This is a genomic window from Sphaerotilus montanus, from assembly GCF_013410775.1.
Taxonomy (GTDB): domain Bacteria; phylum Pseudomonadota; class Gammaproteobacteria; order Burkholderiales; family Burkholderiaceae_C; genus Sphaerotilus; species Sphaerotilus montanus.
In genome coordinates this window covers 2,146,353-2,171,237 of the sequence record NZ_JACCFH010000001.1, presented here as the reverse complement: position 1 = coordinate 2,171,237, position 24,885 = coordinate 2,146,353, and the positions used below count along the sequence as shown (strand labels likewise).

Annotated in this window: 24 protein-coding genes; 17 read left to right on the top strand and 7 right to left on the bottom strand. The window is 70.5% G+C overall.

The features are described 5' to 3' along the window. Positions 1–2 precede the first annotated feature (2 nt). Genes BDD16_RS09860 through BDD16_RS09845 form a run of 4 tightly spaced genes read left to right on the top strand, consistent with a single transcriptional unit; the run spans position 3 to position 4,471 of the window. Complete coding sequence (locus tag BDD16_RS09860) at positions 3–755, top strand: class II glutamine amidotransferase (RefSeq protein ID WP_179633785.1); 753 nt, start codon at positions 3–5, stop codon at positions 753–755. Further along, a complete protein-coding gene (locus tag BDD16_RS09855; protein ID WP_179633784.1) occupies positions 755–1,693 on the top strand; it encodes an ABC transporter permease in 939 nt (312 codons plus the stop codon). Before BDD16_RS09860 ends, BDD16_RS09855 begins: the two co-directional genes overlap by 1 nt. After that, complete coding sequence (locus BDD16_RS09850; RefSeq protein WP_179633783.1) at positions 1,690–2,757, top strand: ABC transporter permease; 1,068 nt, start codon at positions 1,690–1,692, stop codon at positions 2,755–2,757. The genes BDD16_RS09855 and BDD16_RS09850 overlap by 4 nt, the downstream gene beginning before the upstream one ends. Positions 2,758–2,761: 4 nt before the next feature. Continuing rightward, positions 2,762–4,471: an ABC transporter ATP-binding protein gene (locus BDD16_RS09845; protein ID WP_179633782.1), complete on the top strand. Its 1,710-nt coding sequence runs from the start codon at positions 2,762–2,764 to the stop codon at positions 4,469–4,471. Positions 4,472–5,140: 669 nt separating this feature from the next. Here BDD16_RS09845 and BDD16_RS09840 read toward each other — a convergent pair. Genes BDD16_RS09840 through add form a run of 3 tightly spaced genes read right to left on the bottom strand, consistent with a single transcriptional unit; the run spans position 5,141 to position 8,030 of the window. Next, positions 5,141–6,055, bottom strand: a complete 915-nt coding sequence (locus tag BDD16_RS09840) for a pseudouridine-5'-phosphate glycosidase (protein WP_310732798.1) — start codon at positions 6,053–6,055, stop codon at positions 5,141–5,143. A gap of 11 nt (positions 6,056–6,066) precedes the next feature. Beyond that, the gene (locus BDD16_RS09835; protein ID WP_179633781.1) at positions 6,067–7,002 is read right to left on the bottom strand and encodes a PfkB family carbohydrate kinase; all 936 of its coding nucleotides are present in this window, start codon (positions 7,000–7,002) and stop codon (positions 6,067–6,069) included. Next, the gene (gene add, locus BDD16_RS09830) at positions 6,999–8,030 is read right to left on the bottom strand and encodes an adenosine deaminase (protein ID WP_179633780.1); all 1,032 of its coding nucleotides are present in this window, start codon (positions 8,028–8,030) and stop codon (positions 6,999–7,001) included. Before add ends, BDD16_RS09835 begins: the two co-directional genes overlap by 4 nt. Positions 8,031–8,241: 211 nt before the next feature. Here add and BDD16_RS09825 point away from each other — a divergent pair, with 211 nt between their 5' ends. From BDD16_RS09825 to BDD16_RS09770, 12 genes are read left to right on the top strand one after another with little or no spacing between them, the layout of a single operon-like run. Then, complete coding sequence (locus BDD16_RS09825; RefSeq protein WP_179633779.1) at positions 8,242–9,213, top strand: BMP family lipoprotein; 972 nt, start codon at positions 8,242–8,244, stop codon at positions 9,211–9,213. 10 nt (positions 9,214–9,223) lie between these two features. Next, positions 9,224–10,246: a LacI family DNA-binding transcriptional regulator gene (locus tag BDD16_RS09820; protein WP_310732797.1), complete on the top strand. Its 1,023-nt coding sequence runs from the start codon at positions 9,224–9,226 to the stop codon at positions 10,244–10,246. Further along, entirely contained in the window at positions 10,243–11,790 is a 1,548-nt protein-coding gene (locus BDD16_RS09815) for an ABC transporter ATP-binding protein (RefSeq protein WP_179633778.1), read from the top strand. The genes BDD16_RS09820 and BDD16_RS09815 overlap by 4 nt, the downstream gene beginning before the upstream one ends. After that, entirely contained in the window at positions 11,787–12,908 is a 1,122-nt protein-coding gene (locus BDD16_RS09810) for an ABC transporter permease (protein WP_179633777.1), read from the top strand. Before BDD16_RS09815 ends, BDD16_RS09810 begins: the two co-directional genes overlap by 4 nt. After that, positions 12,901–13,830, top strand: a complete 930-nt coding sequence (locus tag BDD16_RS09805; RefSeq protein ID WP_179633776.1) for an ABC transporter permease — start codon at positions 12,901–12,903, stop codon at positions 13,828–13,830. Before BDD16_RS09810 ends, BDD16_RS09805 begins: the two co-directional genes overlap by 8 nt. 2 nt (positions 13,831–13,832) lie before the next feature. Beyond that, positions 13,833–14,279, top strand: coding sequence for a cytidine deaminase (locus BDD16_RS09800; RefSeq protein ID WP_179633775.1), 447 nt, complete (start codon positions 13,833–13,835; stop codon positions 14,277–14,279). A gap of 1 nt (position 14,280) precedes the next feature. Next, positions 14,281–15,087 (top strand): purine-nucleoside phosphorylase, encoded by an 807-nt coding sequence (locus BDD16_RS09795; RefSeq protein WP_179633774.1) that lies wholly within the window; start codon positions 14,281–14,283, stop codon positions 15,085–15,087. 14 nt (positions 15,088–15,101) lie between these two features. Further along, positions 15,102–15,875, top strand: coding sequence for a deoxyribose-phosphate aldolase (gene deoC / locus BDD16_RS09790; RefSeq protein ID WP_179633773.1), 774 nt, complete (start codon positions 15,102–15,104; stop codon positions 15,873–15,875). Between the two features lie 27 nt (positions 15,876–15,902). Further along, the gene (locus tag BDD16_RS09785; RefSeq protein WP_179633772.1) at positions 15,903–17,240 is read left to right on the top strand and encodes a thymidine phosphorylase; all 1,338 of its coding nucleotides are present in this window, start codon (positions 15,903–15,905) and stop codon (positions 17,238–17,240) included. Positions 17,241–17,289: 49 nt separating this feature from the next. After that, a complete protein-coding gene (locus BDD16_RS09780; RefSeq protein WP_179633771.1) occupies positions 17,290–18,234 on the top strand; it encodes a carbohydrate kinase family protein in 945 nt (314 codons plus the stop codon). 16 nt (positions 18,235–18,250) lie between these two features. Next, complete coding sequence (gene rbsK / locus BDD16_RS09775; RefSeq protein WP_179633770.1) at positions 18,251–19,195, top strand: ribokinase; 945 nt, start codon at positions 18,251–18,253, stop codon at positions 19,193–19,195. 17 nt (positions 19,196–19,212) lie between these two features. After that, positions 19,213–20,163 carry a nucleoside hydrolase gene (locus BDD16_RS09770; protein ID WP_179633769.1) on the top strand — a complete coding sequence of 317 codons (951 nt, stop codon included), beginning with the start codon at positions 19,213–19,215 and terminating at the stop codon, positions 20,161–20,163. Positions 20,164–20,193: 30 nt separating this feature from the next. Here BDD16_RS09770 and BDD16_RS09765 read toward each other — a convergent pair whose 3' ends face one another. Continuing rightward, positions 20,194–21,180: a Bug family tripartite tricarboxylate transporter substrate binding protein gene (locus tag BDD16_RS09765; RefSeq protein WP_179633768.1), complete on the bottom strand. Its 987-nt coding sequence runs from the start codon at positions 21,178–21,180 to the stop codon at positions 20,194–20,196. A gap of 118 nt (positions 21,181–21,298) precedes the next feature. Further along, positions 21,299–22,111, bottom strand: a complete 813-nt coding sequence (locus tag BDD16_RS09760) for a helix-turn-helix transcriptional regulator (RefSeq protein WP_179633767.1) — start codon at positions 22,109–22,111, stop codon at positions 21,299–21,301. 119 nt (positions 22,112–22,230) lie between these two features. On the opposite strand from BDD16_RS09760, the gene BDD16_RS09755 reads away from it, so the two are divergent. After that, the gene (locus tag BDD16_RS09755) at positions 22,231–22,704 is read left to right on the top strand and encodes a DUF3237 domain-containing protein (protein WP_179633766.1); all 474 of its coding nucleotides are present in this window, start codon (positions 22,231–22,233) and stop codon (positions 22,702–22,704) included. A 77-nt stretch (positions 22,705–22,781) separates the two neighbouring features. Here the strand turns inward: BDD16_RS09755 and BDD16_RS09750 are convergent, their stop codons facing one another. Both BDD16_RS09750 and BDD16_RS09745 read right to left on the bottom strand, forming a co-directional pair. Beyond that, a complete protein-coding gene (locus BDD16_RS09750; protein WP_218897758.1) occupies positions 22,782–23,558 on the bottom strand; it encodes a histone H1 in 777 nt (258 codons plus the stop codon). Between the two features lie 147 nt (positions 23,559–23,705). Next, entirely contained in the window at positions 23,706–24,839 is a 1,134-nt protein-coding gene (locus BDD16_RS09745) for a ribonucleotide-diphosphate reductase subunit beta (RefSeq protein WP_179633764.1), read from the bottom strand. Positions 24,840–24,885: the final 46 nt, after the last annotated feature.

Here is a 24,885-nt window from a genome sequence, read left to right as displayed (position 1 = left end):
CCATGTGTCAGCTGCTCGGCCTCAACGCGAATACCCCGACCGACCTGGTCTTCAGCTTCACCGGCTTCGCCCACCGCGCCGCCGAGCACAAGGACGGCTTCGGCATCGCCTTCTTCGAGGGCCCGGGCGTGCGGCTCTTCGTCGACCACCAGAGCGCCACCGTTTCGCCCGTGGCCGAGATGGTGCGCCGCTACCCGATCCGCAGCCGCCACATCGTCACCCACATCCGCAAGGCCACCCAGGGCCGCGTCGCGCTGGAGAACACGCACCCCTTCATGCGCGAACTCTGGGGCCGCTACTGGGTCTTCGCGCACAACGGCAACCTGGTCGATTTCCAGCCCAAGCTGCACGCCAATTTTCATCCGGTGGGCGACACCGACAGCGAGCGCGCCTTCTGCTGGCTACTGCAGGAGCTGGCCAAGAACCACGCCCGCATGCCCAGCATCCCGGACCTGACGCAGACGCTGGCCGAGCTGGCGCCCACCATCGCCCGCCACGGCACCTTCAACTTCCTGCTCAGCCAGGGCGAGGCGCTCTGGGCCCACTGCTCGACCAAATTGCACTACGTGCTGCGCCGCCACCCCTTCGCCGCCGCGCAACTGCAGGACGCCGACCTGACCGTGGACTTCGCCGACCTGACGACGCCGCAGGACCGCGTCGCCGTGGTGGTCACCGAGCCGCTGACCTGCAACGAGGACTGGGTGGCGCTGCAGGCGGGCGAGCTGGCCGTGTTCGTCGATGGAGACCGCCTCTGATGGGTGCTTACCTGCTCCGCCGCCTCTGGCAGATGGTGCCGACGCTGGTCGGTGTCGTACTGCTGGTGTTCTTCCTGTTCAAGTCCTTCGGGGGCGATCCGGCCGAGATCCTCGCCGGCCTGAACGCCTCCGCCGCCCAGGTGGACCAGATCCGCGAGCAGCTTGGCCTGAACAAGCCCGTCTGGGAACAGCTCTGGATCTTCGTGCAGCAGATCCTGCGCTTCGACTGGGGCAAGAGCTGGGCGACGAACGAGTCGGTCGCCAGCCTGTTCGCGTCGCGCTTGCCGGCGACGCTGACGGTGATGGCGCCGATCCTGGTCCTCGACGCGCTGCTGGCGATTCCGTTCGCGCTGGCGGTGGCGGCGGTGCGCGGCTCGCTGACCGACCGGGCAATCATGGTGGTGACGACGGTCGCGCTGTCGATCAGCTTCCTCGTCTACGTCATCGTCGGGCAGTGGCTGTTCGCCTTCCAGCTCGGCTGGTTCCCGGTGCAGGGCTGGACGGGCAGCGTCTGGACCAACCTGACCACCTACGCGCCGCTGCCGGTGCTGCTGGCGGTGATGGTGGGCATCTCGCCGCAGATGCGCCTGTACCGCAGCTTCTTCCTCGACGAGATCGGCCACGACTACGTGCGCACCGCCCGCGCCAAGGGCCTGAGCGAGCGCACCGTGCTGCTGAAACACGTGCTGCGCAACGCCATGATCCCGATCCTGACCAACATCTCGATGCAGTTGCCCGGCATCTTCATCGGCTCCTTCCTGATCGAGGTCTTCTTCTCGATCCCGGGTCTGGGGCGTGAAGTGTGGATGGCGGTGAACCGCAGCGACTACCCGGTCATCCAGGCGGTGACCATCTACCTGGCGGTGATCACGATGGTCATCAACCTGCTCACGGACCTGCTCTACAAGACGGTCGATCCCCGGGTGACGCTGAAATGACCGTCGTGACACGTTCCCTTGAACGCTCCGCACAGCGCTCCGAAGGCGTCTGGTCGCTGGCCTGGAAGCGGCTGCAGGGGGATCGCGTCGGCCTGGTGTCGATGGCGGTGGTGGCGCTGTTCGCCGTGCTGCTGCTGGCGGCGGCCAGCGGGCTGGTGGCGTCGAACTGGCAGGCCGAGCGCGGCGTCTCCTACGCGCCGCCCACGCTGCTCGGCCCGGCGCCCGAATTCGCCGCGATGCCGGGCATGCCCGCCTCCGGCGCGGCCGGCCCGGCGCAGCCGCTGCTCGACCTGACCTCCGTCGATCCGCTCGCCCCGCGCTACGCCGAGTGGGACGCCGCCACGCAGAAGCAGTCGATCGAGACCGTCACCCAGTCGCCCACCCTGCCCTTCGGCGGCGACCGGCTTGGCCGCAGCGTGCTCGACAAGGCGATCCAGGGCTCGCAGATCTCGATCCTGGTCGGCGTGCTGGCGGCCGTGGTCGCCGCGGTGATCGGCACGGTGCTGGGCGCGTTCGGCGGCTTCTTCGGCGGGCGCATCGGCGACCTGCTGGAATGGGTCTACAACGTCTTCACCTCCATCCCCGGCATCCTGCTCATCCTCGCCTTCGCGGCGGTGTTCGGGCGCGGCGTCACCAGCGTGGTGCTGATCCTCGGCCTGACGGGCTGGACCGGCATCTACCGCCTGGTGCGCGCCGAGTTCATGAAACACGCCGGCCGCGACTACGTGCGCGCTGCCGAAGCGATCGGCGCCAGCCCGCTGCAGCGCATGTTCCGCCACATCCTGCCCAACGTCAGCCACATCGTGCTGGTGCAGCTCTCGATCCACGTCGTCGGCTTCATCAAGTACGAGGTGATCTTGTCCTACCTGGGCCTGGGCGTGAGCGTCGACCAGGTGAGCTGGGGCACGATGCTGGCCGAGGCGCAGAGCGAGCTGATCCTGGGCTACTGGTGGCAGCTCGCCACGGCCACGCTGTTCATGGCGGTCTTCGTCACCGCCTTCTCGCTGATGACGGACGCATTGCGCGACGCGCTCGACCCGAAGCTGCGCGGGCTGGAGGACTGATCCCATGGCCACCCTGCTGCGCATCGAAGACCTGAAAGTCCGTTTCCGCCTGGGCCGTGAGCAGGGGCAGCTCCGCTGGGGCCGCGCCGTCGGCGACGAATCGGGCGGCATCGGCTTCGACATCCCCGAGAACACCACCGTCGCGCTGGTCGGCGAGTCCGGCTCGGGCAAGAGCGTCACGGCGATGTCCATCGTCAACCTGCTGCCCGACAACGCCGAGCGCTCGGGGCGCATCCTGTTCGACGGCCGCGACCTGCTGCAGGCCTCCACCACCGAGCTGCGCGCGCTGCGTGGCCGCGCCATCGCCTGCGTCTTCCAGGACCCGATGGGCTCGCTCAACCCGGTCTTCACCGTCGGCGCGCAGATCGCCGAGCCGCTGCGGCTGCACCTGGGCCTCAGCCGCCGCGCCGCGCTCGCCCGCGTGGAGGAGCTGCTCGCCGAAGTCGGCCTGCCCGAGCCGAAGCGGCGTCTGTCGGCCTATCCGCACGAGCTGTCGGGCGGACAGCAGCAGCGCGTGATGATCGCGATGGCGCTGGCCTGCGAGCCGCGCCTGCTGATCGCCGACGAGCCGACCACGGCGCTGGACGTCACCGTGCAACGCCAGATCCTCGAACTGCTCGCCCGCCTCAAGGCCGAGCGGCGCATGAGCATGCTGTTCATCAGCCATGACCTGGGTGTCGTGGGCGAGATCGCCGACCAGGTGGTGGTGATGCGCCAAGGTCAGATCCGGGAGACCGGCCCGGTCGCCGCGATCTTCACCGCGCCACAGGACGCCTACACCCGCGCGCTGCTGGCCTGCCGTCCGCGGCTGGATGGCACGGCGCGACGGCTGGTGGTGATCGACGAACACATCGCCGGTGAGGCAGGGCAGACCGTCACAGCGCCCGTTTCGCCGGCCGTGCCACGCGACGCCAGCGCCCCGGTGCTGATCGAGGCGCGCGGGCTGTGCAAGTCCTTCCCGATCCGCGAAGGGCTGTTCCGCAGCCGTGCGTTCAAGGCGGTGCAGGACGTCAGTTTCACGCTGCGGCGCGGGCACACGCTGGGCGTGGTCGGCGAGTCCGGCTCGGGCAAGACGACGATGGGGCTGACGCTGCTGCGGCTGCACGAAGCCACCGCGGGCCAGGTGCTGTTCGATGGCCAGAACCTGTTCGCGCTGCAGGGTGCCGAGCGGCAGGCACTGCGCCGGCGCATCCAGATCGTCTTCCAGAACCCTTACGCCTCGCTCAACCCACGTTTCACCATCGGCCAGACGCTGCTGGAGCCGATGCAACTCCACGCCATCGGCGCCGACGACCGCGAGCGCGAAGCCCGGGCGCTGGCGCTGCTGGAGCGGGTCGGGCTGGACGCCACGGCGTTTGGCAAGTACCCGCACGAGTTCTCCGGCGGCCAGCGCCAGCGCATCGCCATCGCGCGGGCGCTGACGCTGTCGCCCGAGGTGCTGGTGCTCGACGAGGCGGTGTCGGCGCTGGACGTGTCGGTGCAGGCGCAGGTGCTGAACCTCTTGAAAGACCTGCAGGACCAGCTCGGTCTGGCCTATGTCTTCATCAGCCACGACCTGGCGGTGGTGCGCTTCATGGCCGACGAGGTGCTGGTGATGAAGGACGGCCGCGTGGTCGAGCGCGCCGATGCACAGACCCTGCTCGCCGCGCCGCGCGAGGACTACACACGCCGGCTGCTGGGCGCAATTCCCCGCGGCTACACCGCCACGCAATAGCGACTCCATCCGCCCCCTGATCCGGGGATTCGAGGAAAGACACGCTTGCGAAGATACCGGCAACGCACTCCACGCCGCCAAGCACCGCCATGAAACCTCGCTGGACCGACTGGCTGGTCGCCGCCGCCATTGCCTTCACCCTGAGCGCTGGTGCTGCCACGACCGTGCTGGACGACGTGCCGCAGATCGTGCGGAGCCGCTGAATCCGGCCCACCGCGGAACCCAAAAGTACCAATCGTGCACTAGTGCGCATGGGTTCCATCCGGCTTGCAACAGACCATCACAAGCCGTAGCAAGTCCGCTTACGCTGGGCACTCGACTCGACCTGTTCCACCCGCTGTCCTGGAGACTGCCATGAAGTTCCGCTGGTCCGAATGGCTCACCGCCGCCGCCCTGGTTCTGGCATTCAGTGCCTTTGCCGCTGCAGAAGCCTCCGAGCAGGCGTCCGTCGACGTCGAAGTGCAATGAATCACGATTCGCTGCCCCTGGTGCATCCCTCGGAGATGACATTCCAGGTGCACCGGTTCATCATCAAGCCTTCTCGTGTGACTCCTCCTCAGAGAAGCCTTCGGGACTGAACGCAGTCCCCAGGGAGGCGGGCGTTCCGGGCTTTTGAGAGCGAGCACCCGGAGTCGCGTCCCGCCTCCCTTCTTTTTTGCCCGGCCGCGGTCAGACCCTGGCCAGCGCCAAGGCCAGATCGGCACCCACCTGCGCGTTGTGTTTCACCAGCGCGATGTTGGTGACCAGGCTGCGGCCCTCGGTCAGCTCCTTGATGCGTCCCAGCAGGAACGGCGTGACCGCCTTGCCGCTGACACCCCGCGCGGCCGCCTCGTCCAGCGCCTGCCGCGTGATGGCCTCGATCTCGGCTGGCGGGATCTCGTGCGCCAGCGGCACCGGGTTGCTGAACACCACACCGCCGCCCAGCCCGAGCGCCCATTTCGCCCGCAGAAAACGCGCCTGATCGACCGGCGCGTCGATGCGGAAGTCGCAGGGCAGACCGCTGTCACGGCTGTAGAAGGCCGCAAAGCGCTCCTGCCCGACACCAACCACCGGCACGCCGTGCGTCTCCAGATACTCCAGCGTCAGCGGCAGATCCAGCACCGACTTGGCCCCGGCGCAGACCACCGCCACCGGCGTGCGCGCCAGTTCCTGCAGATCGGCAGAGATGTCGAAGCTCTCCGCCGCGCCGCGGTGCACGCCGCCGATGCCGCCGGTGACGAACACCTCGATGCCCGCCCGCGCTGCGCAGATCATCGTCGCGGCCACGGTCGTGGCGCCCACCCGGCCCATGGCCACCGCGTACGGCAGGTCACGCCGGCTGAGCTTCATCACGTCCGGGTCACGGCCGAGTTGTTCGAGCTGCGCGTCCGACAGCCCGATGCAGAGCTGCCCGCCCATCACCGCGATCGTCGCGGGCGTGGCGCCGCGGGCGCGGATGATCGCCTCGACCTCGCGGGCGGTCTCGACGTTCTGCGGCCAGGGCATGCCGTGGGCGATGATGGTCGATTCGAGGGCGACGATCGGGCGGCCGGCACTGCGGGCGGCCTGCACCTCGTCGGAATAGCGCATCAGGGGATCGGACATCGGCATACCTTTCAGAGGGGGACAGGGGGAAGCGGTTCGGTGTCGGGTATGACGGTTTCAGCGCTCTGCACGGTCAGGGCCGCCCGCGCCAGCGCACGGGCGCAGGTCGGCGACCAGCCTTGCGCATCGACCGCGCCGGCCCAGAGTCCGTGGCACAGCCCGGCGGCCAGCGCGTCACCAGCCCCGGTCACGTCGATCACGGCCTCGGGCGGCACGACCGGCGCCGCCAGCCAGACCAGTTCGCCCTCCGCCGTGGTGTGGCCCAGCCCGGCCTCGCCCAGCGTGACGACCACGTCGCGCACACCCGCCGCTTTCAGCCGTGTCACGCCGTCGGCGAGCACCTCGGTGCCGGCCCAGGCCGCGAGTTCACCGCGGTTGAGCACCAGCAGACGCACGCCGCACAAGCGCGCAGGCAGGCGGTCCATCTTGGCCTCGGACACGGCGACCAGCACCAGCGGCGGTGCACCGAGGTCGGACGCCGCAGCGACCAGCGCCGCCAGCGTCGCAGCCGGCAGGTTCAGGTCGGCCACCACCAGCGCCGCCGATCGACACCGGCCCGCGTGTCGCGCCAGCCAGTCCGGCGTGAGCTGCTCGCACAGGTCCATGTGGGCCAGCGCCACGTGCAGGCTGCCATCCGGGTTCAGCACTGCGGTGTAGCTGCCGGTGAGCGCGTCGGCGACGACCTCGGCCGCGCGGGTGTCGATGCCGCAGCGGGCTGCGTCGTCGAGCAGCGCGCGGCCGGCGGCGTCCTGGCCCACGGCGGTCAGCATCTGCACCGGCACGCCGCAGCGAGCGAGGTTTTCCGCGACATTGCGGGCGACGCCGCCCCAGGTTTCCCGCGCCGACACCGGGTTGGAACTGCCCGGCCGCACCGGCGCCGCCACGCGCAGCTTGCGGTCCACATTGGCGCCGCCCAGGCAGACGACGGGGCACAGTGCCGGGTTCATGCCGCAGCGATCCGCGCCAGTGCCGCGGCCTTGATGTCGTCCCCGAGGAAGGAGGCCCGCACCGCATCCGCCTGCTGTGCCATCAGCGTGGCCGTCGACAGACCCTGGTGCGCCTGCAGCGCGGCCAGTTCGCCGCTGAGCGTCACGCGCGAGATGAGCCGGTTGTCGGTCGAGCAGGACAGGTTCAAGCCCGCCGCGGTCATCGCGCCAAAAGGGTGCGTGGCGAGGCTGCGCGCCGCGCCGGTGTGCACATTGCTGGACGGACAGACCTCGAAATGCACGCCCGCCGCGCGCGCCTGTTCCACCCAGACCGGGTTGTCCATCACCCGCACGCCATGGCCGATGCGGGTGACGCCGAGGCGGATGGTCTCGATGACCCGGTGGCCATCGTCGGCCTCGCCGGCGTGGCAGGTCAGGCCGAGGCCGGCGTCGTGCGCCAGGTGCAGGGCCTCGCGGTGCAGCGTCGCCGGAAACCCGCGCTCGGCACCGGCCAGATCGAAGCCGACCACGCCGCGGTCGGCGTAGCGTCCGGCCATGCGCGCCACCGCCGCCGTGCGGGCCGGGTCCTCCATGCGCATCGCGCAGACGATCATGCCGCAGGACAGCGCGCTGCGGGCCAGTCCGGCGAGCAGGGCTTCCAGCGCCGCTTCCGGACGCAACCCCAGCGGCGCGAACAGGCTCGGTGCCATGCGGAACTCGGCCAGCACGCAGCCGTCGGCCAGCGCGTCCTCGGCCGCCTCGAAGGCCACGCGCTCGCAGGCCGCGGTGCTCGCCATCGCGCCCACGGTCAGCGCGAAGCCGGCCAGATAGCGCTCCAGGCTGCCCGCGTGCGCGTTCGCGGCGAACCAGTCGCCCAGCGCCTCGGCGGTGTCGGCCGGGGGCTGCAGGCCGCGGACACGGCAGAGATCCAGCAGCGTCTGCGGACGCAGACCGCCGTCCAGGTGCTCGTGGAGCAGCACCTTCGGCCGCGCCTCCCAGGCCGCGACGCCATCCGGCGGGCATGGGTTCTGCTTGTTGCTGGCTGACATGAACCGCCCCGGCTAGGGAAAACATGAATCGCCCACCGGATTCGGCGAACGTTAGGATGGTGCCGATCGAACGGGAGGCAAACGTTTGCGCCCCACCCGAACGCAGCATTTCACCCCATCCTGGCGATCAGCGTCAACACCGCGCCCGACGCGCCCTCCTGCAACACGCCTGCACCACGCCGCTTGCGGCACCACTTCAGCGAGACCTCCGATGAAGACCTTCCTCCGCCTTGCCACGCTGTCCTGCACCCTGGCCGCCGCCTTTGCCGCGCACGCCGATCCGGCCGTCATCTTCGACATGGGCGGCAAGTTCGACAAGTCCTTCAACGAGGCGGCCTACCGCGGCATGGAGCGCTGGAAGAAGGAAACCGGCAAGCCCTACCTCGAATTCGAGATCGCCAACGAGACCCAGCGCGAGCAGGCCATCCGCCGCATGGCCGAACGTGGCGCCAGCCCCATCATCGGCATCGGCTTCGGCCAGGCATCGAGCATCGAGAAGGTCGCCAAGGAATTCCCCAAGCTCAAGTTCGCCATCATCGACATGGTGGTGGATGCGCCCAACGTGCAGTCGGTCGTGTTCAAGGAACATGAAGGCAGCTTCCTCGTCGGCATGATGGCCGCGCAGGCGAGCAAGACCGGCAAGGTCGGCTTCGTTGGCGGCATGGACATTCCGCTGATCCGCAAGTTCCAGTGCGGCTACGAGCAGGGCGCGAAGCATGCCAACCCGAAGGTCGAGACCTACGCCAACATGACCGGCACGACCGGCGCGGCCTGGAACGACCCGGCGCGTGGCGGCGAGCTGACCAAGGCGCAGTTCGCCAAGGGCGCGGACGTGGTCTTTGCGGCGGCGGGCGGCACCGGCATCGGCGTCTACCAGGCGGCCAAGGACGCCGGCAAGCTGGCCATCGGCGTGGACAGCAACCAGAACCACCTGCAGCCCGGCACGATGCTGACCTCGATGCTCAAGCGCGTGGACGTGGCCGTCTACAACGTCGCCAAGGGCCACAAGCCGGGGCTGACTGTCCTCGGCCTGGCCGAAGGCGGCGTCGACTACGCGATGGACGAGCACAACGCCAAGCTGGTCACCGCCGACATGAAGGCCAAGGTCGACGCGGCCAAGGCCGACATCATCAGCGGCAAGCTGAAGGTGGTCGACTACATGGCCGCCAACGCCTGCAAGTGACCGACGGACCGTGGCCCGCACCATCAAGGACGTGGCGGCGCGGGCCGGCGTGTCGTTCACGACCGTCTCGCACGTCCTCAATGGCACCCGCCGGGTGAGCGAGGAGTCTCGCCGGCGGGTCGAGCGGGCGGTGGCCGAACTGGGCTACGTGCCCAGCGCGCTGGCCCGCTCGCTCAAGACCAGCGAGACGCACGTGCTGGGCGTGCTGGTGCCCAACATCACCAACCCCTTCTTCGCCGAGCTGATGCGCGGCGTGGAGGACGCGGCCCGCGGCCAGGGCTACTCGGTGTTCCTGTGCAACTGCGATGACGACCCCGCGCGGCAGCTCGGCTATGTGCAACGCCTGCTGGCGCGGCGCGTGGACGGGCTGCTGCTGGCGAACTCGGCGGCCGAGGCCTCCACGGTTTCCGGCGCGCTGAAACAGACCCCTGTGCCGACCGTGGTGGTGGACCGCGCCGTGGCCGGTCTGGACGCCGACCTGGTGCGCGTCGACAACACCGGCGGCGCCCGGCTGGCCACCGAACACCTGCTCGGCCTCGGCCACCGCCGCATCGCCTGTCTGGCCGGACCGCTGGCCTTCGAGGTCAGCCGCGCCCGCGTGGCCGGCTGGCGCGAGGCGCTGGCGGCAGCCGGCATCACCCCCGCGCCCGGCTGGCTGGTCGAAGGCCCGTACAGCCCCGCGCAGGGCCATGCCGCCACGCTCGGCCTGCTCGCCGACCACCCCGAGATCACGGCCATCTGCGCCGGCAACGACCTGCTCGGCATCGGCGCGCTGCGGGCTGCGGCAGAACGCGGCGTGGCCGTGCCGCAGCAGTTGTCGGTGATCGGCTTCGACGGCATCGAGCTGGGCGGCTTTGTCCACCCCGGCCTGAGCAGCGTCGGCGAGGACATCCGCGCCATCGGCGAACGCGCCGCCGCGGTGCTGATCGAGCGCATCCGCCGCAGCGCCAGCCGCCAGCCGAGCCCGCTGCGCGAACTGGTGGTGACCCCCGCGCTGATCCTGCGCGAATCGACCGGCCCCGTGCCCGCATGAAGCCTGAACCTGTGCCCTCCCCCGCCATCGCCGTGCGCATGACCGGCATCGGCAAGCGCTTCGGCGCCGTCGCCGCCAACCAGGACGTGCACCTCACGGTGCAGACCGGCTCGGTCCACGGCCTCGTCGGCGAGAACGGCGCCGGCAAGAGCACGCTGATGTCGATCCTCTACGGCTTCTACACCGCCGACGCCGGCGCGATCGAGGTCTTCGGCCAGCCCGCCACGATCCGCAACGCCCAGGACGCCATCGCCCGCGGCATCGGCATGGTCCACCAGCACTTCATGCTGGTCGACACGCTCAGCGCACTGGACAACGTGATGCTCGGCGCCGAGCCGCACGCGCTGCTGCACAAGGCGGAGGGCCAGGTGCGCGAGCGGCTGCGCACGCTGATGCAGAGCACGGGGCTGAACGTGAACCTCGACGCCCTCGTCGGCGACCTGCCGGTGGGTGACCAGCAGCGGCTGGAGATCCTGAAGGCGCTGTACCGCGGCGCCCGCGTACTGATCCTCGACGAGCCGACCGCCGTCCTGACGCCGCAGGAGACGCTCCAACTGTTCGAGGTGCTCGGCCGGCTGCGCGAAGCGGGCACGACGATCATCCTGATCACGCACAAGCTCAAGGAGGTGATGCGGCTGTGCGACCGCGTCACCGTGATGCGCGCCGGGCAGGTGGTGCACGACTGCGAGATCGCCGACACGAGCGTGGAGGCGCTGGCCGAGGCGATGGTCGGGCGCAAGGTGGCAATGGGACGGCAGGCGGACACGGCCGTGCAGCGCGGCGCGGTGCTGGTGCAGGCGCGCGGGCTGGGCTTGCGCGACAAACAGGGCGTGGTGCGGCTGCGGGACTTTTCGCTGGACCTGCACGCAGGCGAGATCGTCGGCGTGGCCGGCGTGTCGGGCAACGGGCAGAGCGAGGTGCTGGAGCTGCTGTCCGGGCTGCACGCGGCCGACTCCGGCACGCTCCAGGTCGGCGAGCGCACCTTCGCACCGCCCAGGTGGCTCGACCCGCGCACCGCGCGCGCCCTCGGCATCGCCCACGTGCCCGAGGACCGCTACGCCCGCGCCATGGTGATGGGCTTCGAGGCGTGGGAATCCGCGGTGCTCGGCTATGAAGGCTTGCCCGCCTATAGCCAGGGCGGCTGGATGCGCCGCGCCGCGATGAAGCTGGCGACGGCGCAGATGATGGAGAAATTCGACGTGCGCCCGCGCGATCCGCAACTGGTCAGCGGCAAGTTCTCGGGCGGCAACCAGCAGAAGCTGGTGCTGGCCCGAGAGCTGGGGCAGGCGCCGAAGATCCTGCTCGTCGGCCAGCCGACCCGCGGCGTGGACATCGGCGCGATCGAGTTCATCCACGGCAGGCTGCGGGCGATGCGGGACGCGGGCTGCGCGGTGCTGGTGGTATCGAGCGAACTGGACGAGATCCTGGCGCTGGCCGACCGCGTGCTGGTGATGAACCAGGGGCGTGTCACCGGCGAGCTGCCGATCGCCGACTGCACCGAGCACCGGCTGGGGATGCTGATGATCGAAGGAGCCGCTGCATGAGTGCGAACGCCCCCTTGCCGCGCTGGGCGGATGTGGCCCTGATGCCGGCGATCAACCTGCTGGTCGCCCTGATCGCCGCCGGCGTGGTGGTGGCGCTGGTCGGCCAGAACCCGTGGGAAGTGCTGTCGGTGCTGATCCACGGCGCGTTCGGCACGCCACGCGGGCTGAGCTACACGCTGTACTACGCGACGACCTTCACCTTCACCGGGCTGGCGGTCGCGGTCGCCTTCCACGGCGGGCTGTTCAACATCGGCGGCGAGGGGCAGGCCATCCTCGGCGGGCTGGGCACCGGGCTGGTGGCGCTGTGGCTCGGGCCGCACCTGCCGGCGATCGTCGTGCTGCCGCTGATGCTGGTCGGCGGGGCGCTATTCGGCATGGTGTGGGCGGCGGTGCCGGCGTACCTGCAGGCCTACCGCGGCAGCCACGTCGTCATCACCACCATCATGTTCAACTTCCTCGCCAGCAGCCTGCTGGTCTACCTGCTGGTGAACACGCTCAAGCCGCCGGGCTCAATGGCGGTCGAGAGCAAGTCGTTCGCCGCCTCGGCCAAGCTGCCGGCCATGCACGAGCTGCTCGGCGCGGTGGGCATCGAGTGGCCGTCGTCGCCGCTGAACCTGAGTGTCGTGCTGGCGTTGCTGGCGGCGGGGGCGGTCTACCTGTTCCTGTGGCGCAGCCGGGCGGGGTATCGGCTGCGGGCGGTCGGCTCTAGCGAAGGCGCTGCCGCGTATGCCGGGATCGAGCCGAAGCACCAGGTGCTGATCGCGATGGGCCTGTCGGGCGCGCTGGCCGGGCTGGTCGGCATGAACGAGATCGCGGGCGTGGCCGGTCGGCTGCAGCTCGACTTCGTCGGCGGCGCGGGCTTCACCGGCATTGCCGTCGCGCTGATGGGCCGCAACCACCCGGTCGGCATCCTGCTGGCAAGCCTGCTGTTCGGCGCGCTGTTCCAGGGCGGCGCCGAGGTGGCGTTCGAGGTTCCGGGCTTCAGCCGCGACATGGTGGTGACGCTGCAGGGCTTCATCGTGCTGTTCTCGGGCGCGATGGCGTATGTGATCGCACCAAAGGTGGCGCGGCTGTTGTTCGGCCGGGTGAAGGCCCACCAGGGAGCGGCCCATGGATGAGTCATTGGTCTGGGCGGTGATCGCCTCCACGCTGCGGGTGGCGACACCGCTGATCCTGTGCGCGCTGGCGGGCCTGTTGTCCGAGCGGGCCGGGGTGATCGACATCGGGCTCGAAGGCAAGATGCTGTTCGCCGCCTTCGCCGCCGGCACGGTCGGCGTGTGGAGCGGCTCGACGGCGGTGGCGCTGCTGGCAGCGATGGGCGTGGCGGTCGTGCTGTCGTGGCTGCATGGCCTCGCGTGTGTCAGCCACCAGGGCGATCAGGTGGTGTCGGGGGTCGCGATCAACATCATCGCCGCCGGGCTGACCGCCGTGCTCGGCATCGCGTGGTTCAAGCAAGGCGGACAGACGCCGCCGGTCAGCGACGCGGTGCGCATCCAGGTGGTGTTCCCGTCGATGGCGGACTCGGCGCTGTTCGGCCACAACGCGCTGGTCTACCTGTCGCTGCTGCTGGTGCCGGCCGTGTGGTGGGGGGTGTACCGCACGCGCTTCGGCCTGCGCCTGCGCGCGGTCGGCGAGAACCCGGCGATGGTGGACGCGGCCGGCGTGTCGGTGACGCGGCTGCGCTATGCGGCGCTGACGCTGAACGGGATGCTCTGCGGGCTGGCCGGCGCCTACCTCGTGCTGGCGCAGAACGCCTCCTTCGTGCCGAACATGACAGCGGGACGCGGTTTCATGGCGCTGGCCGCGATGATCTTCGGGCAATGGCACCCGGTGAAGGCGCTGTGGGCGTGTCTGCTGTTCGGGGCGCTGGACGCGATCGCGATCCGACTGCAAGGGGTGAGCCTGCCGATGGTCGGCGAGGTGCCGGTGCAGGCGGTGCAGGCGCTGCCGTATCTGCTGACGGTCGTGCTGCTGGCAGGGTTCATTGGCAAGTCGGTGGCGCCGCGGGCGTTGGGGCAGGCGTATCTGAAGGAGCGGTGAACATGGCGCAGAACAAGTTGAACCTGCTGGAACTGAACGACTTCCCGTGGAACGCGCTGATGGCCGCCGCCCGCGCCGCCAGGTTGCAGGCCCACGCGCCCTACTCGCGCTTCCTGGTCGGCGCCGCGGTGCTCGACGAACACGGCCGGCTGCACGCGGGCTGCAACGTCGAGAACGCGGCGTACCCACAGGGCGTCTGCGCCGAGGCGGGGGCGCTGTCGGCGATGGTGCTGGCGGGTGGACGGCGGCTGCGGGCGGTGGTGGTGCTGGGGGATGCGGGCGGCGCGCTGGTGACGCCGTGTGGCGGCTGCCGGCAGAAGCTGCGCGAGTTCGGCGCGGCGGACTTGCCGATCCTGATCGCCGATCCGCAGCGGGCGCTGGCCCGGTTCACCCTCGATGACCTGCTGCCGCACAGCTTCGGCCCCGACCATCTTTCCCTGAATCCATGACATGACCGACACCGCCCTCGACCGACTCCGCGCCCGCTGCGCCGACCAGCCGCCCCGCATCACCGTCGTGCTCGGCTCCGGCTGGGGCGGCCTGACCGCGCGGCTGCAGGACGCCGAGCGCATACCCTACGCCGAGCTGCCTGGTTTCCCCGTCTCGACAGTGGCGGGCCACGACGGCGCGCTGTGGCTCGGCCGGCTCGGGGCGCACCGGCTCGCGGTGATGAGCGGGCGCAAGCATGTCTACGAGACGGGCGAGGCGGACGGCATGAAGCTGCCGCTGCGCACGCTGCGGGCGCTGGGCTGCGAGGTGCTGGTGCAGACCAACGCGGCCGGCAGCCTGCGCCCCGTGATGCCGCCGGGCAGCCTGATGGCGATCAGCGACCACCTGAACCTGTCGCAGCGCTCGCCGCTGGTCGGCGAGGCGGGCTCGGAGCGCTTCGTCAGCATGGTCGATGCCTACGACCCGGCACTGCGCCAGCACGCACAGGCCGTCGCGCAATCGCTCGGCACGCCGCTGCACGAAGGGGTGTTCGCCTGGTTCCTCGGGCCGCAGTTCGAGACGCCGGCCGAGATCCGCATGATGCAGGGCTTCGGCGCCGACGCGGTCGGCATGAGCACGGTGCCCGAGACGATCATCGCCCGCCACGCCGGGATGCGCGTGCTGGCGCTGTCGCTGCTGACGAACATGGCCGCCGGGCTGTCGAACGAGCAGCTCAGCCACGCGCACACGCTGGCGCAGGCGCAGGCCGCGGGCGACACGGCGGGCGATCTGCTGGCCGCCATCCTTTCCACCTTGCCCTTGGCATGACCTGCAGGATTCCCATGAACGCCACCGAAGCCGCCCGCCTGTCGCTGGCCTGTCTCGACCTCACCAGCCTCAACGACGCCGACACCGAAGCCGACATCGCCCGCCTGTGCGAACGGGCGCAGGCACCGCTCGGGCCGGTCGCCGCCGTGTGTGTCTGGCCGCGGCTGGCGGCGTTTGCGCGGTCGCAGTTGCCGGCGCACATCGGCGTGGCGGCGGTCGCCAACTTTCCGGACGGCAGCACGGACGTGGAACGCGCCGTGCGGGACACCGACGAGATCGTGCAGGCGGGCGCGCAGGAGGTGGACGTGGTGCTGCCGTGGCGCGCGCTGCAGGCCGGCGATGAGGCAGCGGTCGCGGCGGTGCTGCGCAGCGTGCGGCGGGCGTGCGAGGGGCTGACGCTGAAGGTGATCCTCGAATCGGGCGAACTCGGTGCGGCTGGCGACACGGCCCTGATCACCCGCGCCAGCTGGATCGCGCTGGCCGAGGGCGCCGACTTCCTCAAGACCAGCACCGGCAAGACCACCCGCCACGCCAGCCTGAGCGCCGCCGAGGCGATGCTGTCCGCCATCGCCAGCGATGCGCTGGGCCGCGAGCGCGTCGGGCTGAAGCCGTCGGGCGGGCTGCGCACGGTGGCGGACGTGCAGCCGTATCTGGCGCTGGTGGCGCAGCACCTGGGCAGCGGGGCGCTGAATCCGAAGCGGTTCCGGATCGGGGCGAGCAGCTTGTATGCGGACATCGAGGCGATCCTGGCAGGCGCCAGCAGCGCGCCGACCGGCAGCACCTACTGAGCCGCACACCCACCGCACATCACCGCCATGAGTCTCCCGCTCCCCCAGGAAATCATCCGCCTAAAACGCGACGGCCACCCCCTCGCCGCCGCGCAGATCGACGCCTTCGTCGACGGCCTCGTCACCGGCGGCTGGAGCGATGCGCAGGCGGCTGCGCTGGCGATGGCCATCGTGCTGCGCGGCATGGACGCGGCGGAAACCGTCGCGCTGACGCAGGCGATGACCCGCAGTGGCGACGTGCTGCGCTGGGATGACCTTGGCGATCACCCGCCGATCGTGGACAAGCACTCGACCGGCGGCGTCGGCGACAAGGTGAGCCTGATGCTCGCGCCGATCGTCGCGGCCTGCGGTGGCTGGGTGCCGATGGTGTCGGGGCGCGGGCTCGGGCACACGGGCGGCACGCTGGACAAGCTGGAGAGCCTGCCCGGCTACCGCACGCAGCTCACGCGGAACGAACTCGTCGCGACGCTGCGCTCGGCCGGCTGCGCCATCGTCGGCGCTTCGCCCACCGTGGCGCCGGCCGACCGGCGGCTCTACGCGATCCGCGACGTGACCGCGACGGTCGAATCCACCGCGCTGATCACCGCCAGCATCCTGTCCAAGAAGCTCGCCGCCGGGCTGCAGGCGCTGGTGATGGACGTGAAGACCGGCGACGGTGCCTTCGCGGCAACGCCGGAACACGCCCGCGAACTGGCGCTGAGCCTCGTGCGCGTGGCCGAAGGCGCGGGACTGCCGACACGGGCGCTCATCACCGACATGAACCAGGTGCTCGGCCACACCGCCGGCAACGCGCTGGAGGTGCAGGAGGCGCTCGACTACCTGCGCGGCACGCGGCGCGACGCGCGGCTGCACACGCTGACCCGCACGCTCTGCGCCGAGTTGCTGGTGCTGGGCGGACTGGCGGCCGACGCGGCCGAGGCCGGAACACGGGTGGACCGCGCGCTCCACAGCGGCGAGGCGCTGGAACGTTTCGAGCGCATGGTCCACGCCCAGGGCGGCCCGGCCGATGTCGGCACGCGCGGCCGGCTGCCGCGGGCGCCGGTGCAGCGGGTCGTGCCGGCGCTGCACGGCGGCTGGGTGCAGGCCATGGCGGTGCGTGAACTCGGCGTACTGGTCGTGACGCTCGGCGGCGGGCGGCACACGGCGGGGGACACGATCGACCCGCGGGTCGGGCTGAGCGAGGTGTGCCAGCTCGGCGACCGGCGCGAGGCGGGCGAGCCGCTGGCCATCGTCCACGCGGCCACCGACGCCGCCGCCGCCGAAGCGGTGGCGCAGGTGCAGCGACTCATCACGCTGGGCGAGGCACCGCTGCCGCAACGACCGGTGGTGTTCGAGGTGCTGCACCGCGGTTCAGCGTCGGAGTGACTGGGGTATTCTCGCCGCCGCCTGTCACTGATCGCCCAAACCCACGCCCATGACCACCCGCGCCGCCATCGCCGCCTCCATCGCCTACGACACCATCATGGTGTTCGAGGGCCAGTTCACCGACCACATCCTCCCGGACCAGATCCACAAGATCAACCTGTCCTTCCTGTCGCCGAAGATGCGCCGCGAGTACGGCGGCTGCGCGGGCAACATCGCCTACAACTACGCGCTGCTCGGCGGTGAGGCGGTGCCGATGGGCATGGTCGGCGACGACTTCGGCCCCTACCGCGAGCACAACCTGCGCACCGGCGTGGACCAGAGCTGCATCGTGACCGCCGCGGACGCCTACACCGCGCAGTGCTTCATCGTCACCGACCTGTCGAACAACCAGCTCGCCGGTTTCCACCCCGGCGCGATGGGCCGCTCGGCCGAGATCCCGCTGGCGCAGGCCGGTGCGGTCGCCTGCGGCCTCGTCGGGCCGGATGCACCAGACGCGATGGTGCTGCACACCCGCGAGATGGCGGAAGCCGGCCTGCCCTTCGTGCTCGACCCGGGTCAGAACATCCTGCTGTTCAGCGGCGAGCAGCTGCTGGCGATGATCGACCAGGCGCCCGTGCTGGTCTGCAACGACTACGAGGTCGAGCTGATCTGCGACAAGACCGGACTGTCGCTGGCCGCGCTGGCCGAGCGCGTGCAGACGCTCATCGTCACCCGCGGCGGCGAAGGCTCCCACGTCTACCAGAACGGCGACATCCACACTGTCGCCCCCGTGCCGGCCGTGCAGGTGAAGGACCCGACCGGCTGCGGCGACGCCTACCGTGCCGGCCTGCTGCTCGCGCTGGCCGAGGGCCAGCCGCTGCTGCAGGGCGCACAGCTCGGCAGCGTGCTCGGCTCGATCAAGATCGCCGTCCAGGGCTGCCAGAACCACCGCCCGAGCCGCGCCGAAATCCGCGCGCAGTTCGAGCAGCACTACGGCCCCTGGCCCTTCGCCTGACCTGGAAAGCCCCGCCATGCCCGCCTCCCCCATCGCCACCTCGGTCGCCGCGGTTGCCGTCATCGGCAGCCTGAACATGGACCTGCGGGTCCAGACCCCGCGCCTGCCCGCCCCGGGCGAGACGCTGATCGGCACCGGCTTCAGCACCGACAGCGGCGGCAAGGGCGCCAACCAGGCGGTGGCGGCGGCGCGGATGGGCGCGGCGGTGGCGATGCTCGGCCGCGTCGGGCGAGATGCGCATGGCGCGGCGCTGACGCAGGCGCTGCAGGCCGACGGCATCGACACCTCGGCGGTGGGCCAGGACACCGACGCGCCCACCGGCACGGCCATCATCGTGCTGATGCCCAGCGGAGAGAACAGCATCATCGTCATTCCCGGTGCCAACCACCGCTACACGCCGGCAGAGGTCGCGGCCAGCGCCTCCGCGATCCGACAGGCCAAGGTGGCGGTCGCGCAGCTCGAATGCCCGCTCGACACGGTGCGCGCCGCGCTGGCGCTGGCGCATGGCGCGGGCGTCTGCACGGTGCTCAACGCCGCGCCCGCGCAGCCGCTCGACGACGCGCTGCTGGCCGCCGTGGACTGGCTCGTCGTCAACGAAATCGAAGCAGAGATGCTCACCGGCCTGCCCACCGACACGCCGGCCCAGATCGAAGCCGCCGCGCACACCTTGCGCCAGCGCGGCCCGTCGCAGGTGGTGGTCACGCTCGGCTCGGCCGGCCTGCTGCATGTCGGCCCGGACGGCGCGCTCGCCCTGCCCGCGCCGCGGGTCACCGCCGTGGACACGACCGGCGCGGGCGACACCTTCGTCGGCGCGCTGGCCGCGGGGCTGGCCGAGGGCTTGCCGATCCCCGCCGCCCTGACGCGCGCCCAGGTCGCCGCCGCGCTGGCCGTGACCCGGCTCGGCACGCAGTCCGCCATGCCCACCCGCGCGGAGGTCGAGGCCTTCACGCCCGCCGCCTGACCCCGAGACCCTCCGCCATGACCACCAAGATCCTGTTCGACACCGACCCTGGCATCGATGACGCGATGGCGCTGTTCATGCTCGCCCGCGACCCGCGCGCCGAGCTGGTCGGCATCACCACCGTGTTCGGCAACGCCTCGGTCGACACCACCACCCGCAACGCGCTGTCGCTGCGCGAACGCTTCGGCATCCACCACGTGCCAGTGGCGCGCGGCGCGGCGCGAGCGATCGTGAAGCCGTCCAGCGGGTACGCCGACTTCGTGCATGGCCAAGACGGGCTGGGCGATGTCGGCACCGCGCCGGCCGAGAACGACACGCTCGACGGCCGCGCCGCCGCCCTGTTCATCATCGAGATGGCGCGCCGGTATTCGGGCGAGCTGGTGCTGGTGCCGGTCGGCCCGCTGACCAACATCGCGCATGCGCTGCAGATCGACCCGGACCTGCCACGCCATGTGCGCGGCGTCGTGCTGATGGGCGGCGCCTTCGGCACGCTCGGCCACGGCGGCAACATGTCCCCGGTGGCGGAGGCCAACATCCACGGCGACCCGCACGCCGCCGACCTCGTGGCCACCGCCGACTGGCCGGTGACCTTCGTCGGTCTGGACGTGACGCACCAGATCCGCATGAGCACGGCCTACCTCGACGAGATCGGCCGCGAGGGCGGCGTTCACGGCCACTACATCCGCGGCATCACGCGTTTTTACGAGCGTTTCTACGAACCGCGCACCGGCGGCGGCATCTACAGCCACGACGCCAGCGCGGTGGCCTGTGCGCTCGACCCGAGCCTGTTCACGCTGCGCCATGGCCCGGTGCGCGTCGTCACCGACGGCATCGCCTGCGGCCAGACCATCCAGCGCCTGCCGGGCCACCCCGACCCGTCGCCGCACTGGGACGGGATACGCGACCAGGCGGTCTGCGTGGGCGTGGACAGCGAGCGGGTGCTGCGGGAGTACCGGGCGCTGTTCTGAGCCCGGACCGACGGCGGCGGCGGGCGAGCCTCAGTCGCCCTTGAACCCGGTCGCCTTGACCGCAGCGGCCCAGCGCGTGGCCTCGGCCTTGAGCATGCGCTCGGTGTCGGCGCGCGAGGTGCCGAGCACGCTGAAGCCGGCTTCCTGCAGCTTGGCGCGGGTCTCGGGCGCCTGCACGGCGGCGACGATCTGGCGGTTGAGCTGATCGAGCACGGCGGCCGGCGTTCCCGCTGGCGCGAACACCGCGAACCACGCCGAGAAGTCGATCGACGGCATCCCGGCTTCCGCGAAGGTCGGCACGTCGGGCAGCAGCGCAGAGCGCTGCGCTGCAGTGGTCGCCAGCGCGCGCATCTTGCCGCCCTTGACCTGCGCTGCACCCAGCGCCGTGGAGACGAAGGCGCCGACCACATCACCCGCCACGATCGCCGTGACCGCATCACCCGTGGCGCGGTAGTGGATCGGCTCGATCTTGAAGCCCGCGGCATCTGCGAACAGTTCGGCACCGAAATGGCCGGGCGTGCCGGCGCCGAAGGTAGCGATGTTCGTGCGGTCACTGCGCGCCTTGCTCGCCTTGACCAGATCGGCCACGGTCTTGTGCGGCGATGTGGCCGGCACGACAAGCAGGAAGTCGGCCCGCACCACCTCGCTCAACCCGACCAGCTCGCGCGCCGGGTCGTAGGGCAGCTTGCTGAACGCCGGGGGCGCGATGGCGATGGAGCCGACTTCGCCGAGCAGCAGGTTGTAGCCGTCGGGTGCGCTCTTGGCGACGGCCTGCGCCGCGATCTGACCGCCAGCGCCGGCCTTGTTGTCCACCACGACCTGCTGCTTGAGCAGCTCGCCGAGCTTCTGCGCCAGCAGCCGGGCCACGACGTCCGGGCCGGTCCCGGGCGGAAAGCCGACGCTCAGCCGCAGCGGCTTGTCGGGGAAAGTCTGGGCCTGCACGGCCAGCGGGGCCAGCGGAACCATCAGGACGGCGCTGGCCGCAGCGAGCACGTGGCGGCGGGAGGGATGGGGCATGGCAGGACGCTCCGCAAAGGTGGACGCAGATGGAGGCAGGAAGGCACCTGCCGCCCAGTGTCGGTGCATGGCCGCTTCCGCGCTGTCATCCCAGAAGGCGACTGCGCACCCTCCGTCCTCAGTGATGCCCGGCCGCCGACCGCGCGGTGCCGAAGCGGGCAAACAGCTCGCTGCGGAAGTGCAGCCCGAGCCGCCGGAAGGCCCGGGTGCGGTAGGTCTTGACCGTGGCCACCGAGAGGCCCAGGTCCGCGGCCACGCCGTCGTGGCTCCAGCCGCGCAGGAGGCGCTCGCAGACGTCGAGTTCGCGCGTCGTCAGGTCCGCGCACGCGGCCTGCAAGGCGGCTCGGCCCGTGCACTCGGCTGGCACGGGGGCCTGTGGCCCCACCAGCGCGAGGTGTCGCCGCACACCAGCCAGCACCAGCGGCGCGATGCGCACGAACTGCTCGCACTCGCGTCCCGAGAAATCACCCTGGTGCGCGTGGTGGTAGAGGTTGACCGCGAGCAGCGCCCCATCGTCCTCGGCGGACACCACGGACAGCCGTTCCAGGATGCCGTGGCGCCGGTAGATGCGCTCGCGGTGCTCCGGCGTCGGCGCATCGACAGCCCGCATCTGCAGCACGGTGGCGCCGCCCGGCACCGGCGCCTTGCGCGCGAGGTCGAAGCTGCAGTCGCGCCGGTACAGGCCGTCGCAGTAGGCGTCGAAGCACGCGCGCGTGGTGTCCGCCACGCCGTGGCTGGCCGACAGGCACAACTCGGGCGTCCGGTCCCGCCACACCCGGTAGACCGACCAGGACGCGGCCTGCAATGGCGCATTCAGGGCCGTCAGCGCCTGTGTGGCAAAGGCCGGGCCGCCGATGGCCATGACCAGCGCGGCGAGCGCGCCCTCTTCGGTACGGGCCGGGTGGTGGGGGAGCTGGGCAAGGATTGTCATCTTCTGGGACCACAGGCAGACCAGGCGGGCGCACCGCGACCCGGCGATGATCGCGGTTGAGGTGCCGCTGTCCATAGGGGATGGCCTGAGGCCCGCCATGCCGACCCTGGAGACCGCCGATGCCCGATGCCTTTCCTGCCCCGCCGCCGCTCGTGCCGATGACCCGCATCGACTGCGAGGTGGCCGGCGTCACCAGTCTGGGCTTGCTGCCGGCCGGGGAGCGGCGCTATGTGCCGCTGCTCGGCGGACGCGTCCACGGGCCGGAGCTGAACGGCCAGATCGCCGAAGGCGGTGTCGACTGGCAGATCCTGCGCCCGGACGGCGTGATCGAGATCGCCGCGCACTACGTGATCCGCACCGACGACGGCGCGCTGGTCGAGGTGCGCAGCGAAGGTCTGCGGCATGGCCCGCCCGAGGTGCTGGCGCAACTGGCCCGGGGCGAGCCGGTGGCACGCGATGCGATGTACTTCCGCACCGTGGTGCGCTTCAGCACGGCTGCGCCGGCCTGGCAGCATCTGAACAAGGTGCTGGCCCTGGCCTGCGGCGCACGCGAAGCCCACCGCGTCCGGCTGGATCTCTACCGCATCACCTGACCGCGTCCAGGCCATGAAAAAAGCCCGGCATCTGCCGGGCTTTCAGGTCATAGACGCCGAGGCGCCGACGCGTTCACTCAGGGCTTTTCGCCCGTCGGGAAGGGCCAGGCGGCCTGCGGGCTGAGCGTGGTCTTGGCGGTCGAGGACGATGCCGAAGCCGGCACGGCCTTCTTGGCGGTCTTCTTCGCAGCCGGCTTGGCAGCGGCGACTTCCTTGGTGGCTGCAGCCTTCTTCGGCGCAGCAGCCTTCTTGGCCGGCTTGGCGGCCGGCGCGGGGGCCGGTGCTTCCACAGGCGCGGGGGCAGGTGCAGCGACCGGGGCAGCCACGGCGGCAGCCTTCTTGGCAGCCGGCTTCTTCGCGGCAGCCTTCTTCGCCGGTGCCGGGGCGGGGGCCTCGACCGGTGCGGGTGCCGGCGCAGGAGCCGCCACTTCAGCGACCGGTGCCGCCTTCTTCTTCGCAGCAGCCTTCTTCGGCGCAGCGGCAGGAGCAGCCACGGCCACCGGTGCAGCAGCGACCGGCGCCGGAGCAGGAGCAGCCACGGCAGCGGCCTTCTTGGCCGGAGCCTTCTTGGCCGGCGCGGCAGGCGCGGCGACCGGCGCCGGTGCGGGCGCCGGTTCCGGTGCCGGGGCAGCAGCAACAGCCACCGGAGCGGCCGCCGTCTTCGGCGCAGCGGCCTTCTTCGCAGCAGCCTTCTTCACAGGCGCCGCAGCAGGTGCCGGAGCCGGCGCAGCCGCCACCACGACTTCAACCGGTGCAGCGGCCTGGGCGGCCTTTTTCGCGGGCTTGGCAGCAGGGGTTGCGGCCGGTGTTGCCGCGACAGCCTTGGGGGCCGCAGCCGTCTTCTTCGATGCCATCACAGTTCTCCTAGATGAGGTTGACACAACACACCCGGGCGCCGGACAAGGCCCCGGATGATCCTCGATCGGCCAGTCGGTCTGCAGGAGACCGTCGGCGACCTTGAATGCAGGGGGCGGTCGGGCTGCACGGGATGGTGGTGTTCATCAATCCCAGGACAGCGCGCCGCCGGTTTGGTACTCGATCACGCGGGTTTCGAAGAAGTTGCGTTCCTTCTTCAGATCGATCATCTCGCTCATCCACGGGAAGGGGTTTTCCTCTCCGGGGAACAGCTCGTCGAGACCGATCTGCACCGCGCGCCGGTTGGCGATGTAGCGCAGGTAGCCCTTGAACATCGCCGCGTTCATGCCGAGCACGCCACGGGGCATGGTGTCCTCGGCGTAGGCGTACTCCAGATCGACCGCCTTGCGGAACAGCGCGACGATCTCGGCCTTGAACTCCGCGGTCCACAGGTGCGGGTTCTCCAGCTTCAGCGCGTTGATCAGGTCGATGCCGAAGTTGCAGTGCATCGACTCGTCGCGCAGGATGTACTGGTACTGCTCGGCAGCGCCCGTCATCTTGTTCTGGCGACCCAGCGCCAGGATCTGCGTGAAGCCGACGTAGAAGAACAGCCCTTCCATCAGGCACGCGAACACGATCAGCGACTTCAGCAGCGTCTGGTCGGTCTCGGGCGTGCCGGTCTTGAAGTGCGGGTCCATGATCGCCTCGATGAAGGGGATCAGGAACTCGTCCTTGTCGCGGATCGACTGGACTTCGTTGTAGGCGTTGAACACCTCGCCCTCGTCCAGCCCGAGGCTCTCGACGATGTACTGGTAGGCGTGGGTGTGGATCGCTTCTTCGAACGCCTGGCGCAGCAGGAACTGGCGGCACTCGGGCGCCGTGATGTGGCGGTAGGTGCCCAGCACGATGTTGTTGGCGGCCAGCGAGTCGGCGGTGGTGAAGAAACCGAGGTTGCGCTTGACGATGCGGCGCTCGTCTTCGGTCAGACCATTCGGGTCTTTCCACAGCGCGATGTCGCGGCTCATGTTCACTTCCTGCGGCATCCAGTGGTTGGCGCAGGTGGCGAGGTACTTGTCCCAGGCCCACTTGTACTTGAACGGAACGAGCTGGTTGACGTCCGTCTTGGCGTTGATGATGCGCTTGTCGGCGGCGTTGACGCGGCGCTCGCTCGCGCCGCGCACGGCCGTCGAAGCTGCTTCCGATGCGGCGTGTGCGCCGTTCGGTTCAGTGAAATTCGAGGGGGTGGGCGTGGAACGCGGGGTGTCTTCCCAGACCAGCATGTCTGACTTCCTAGTGGGGGTGAATTATCGGAATGTTGTGTCCAAA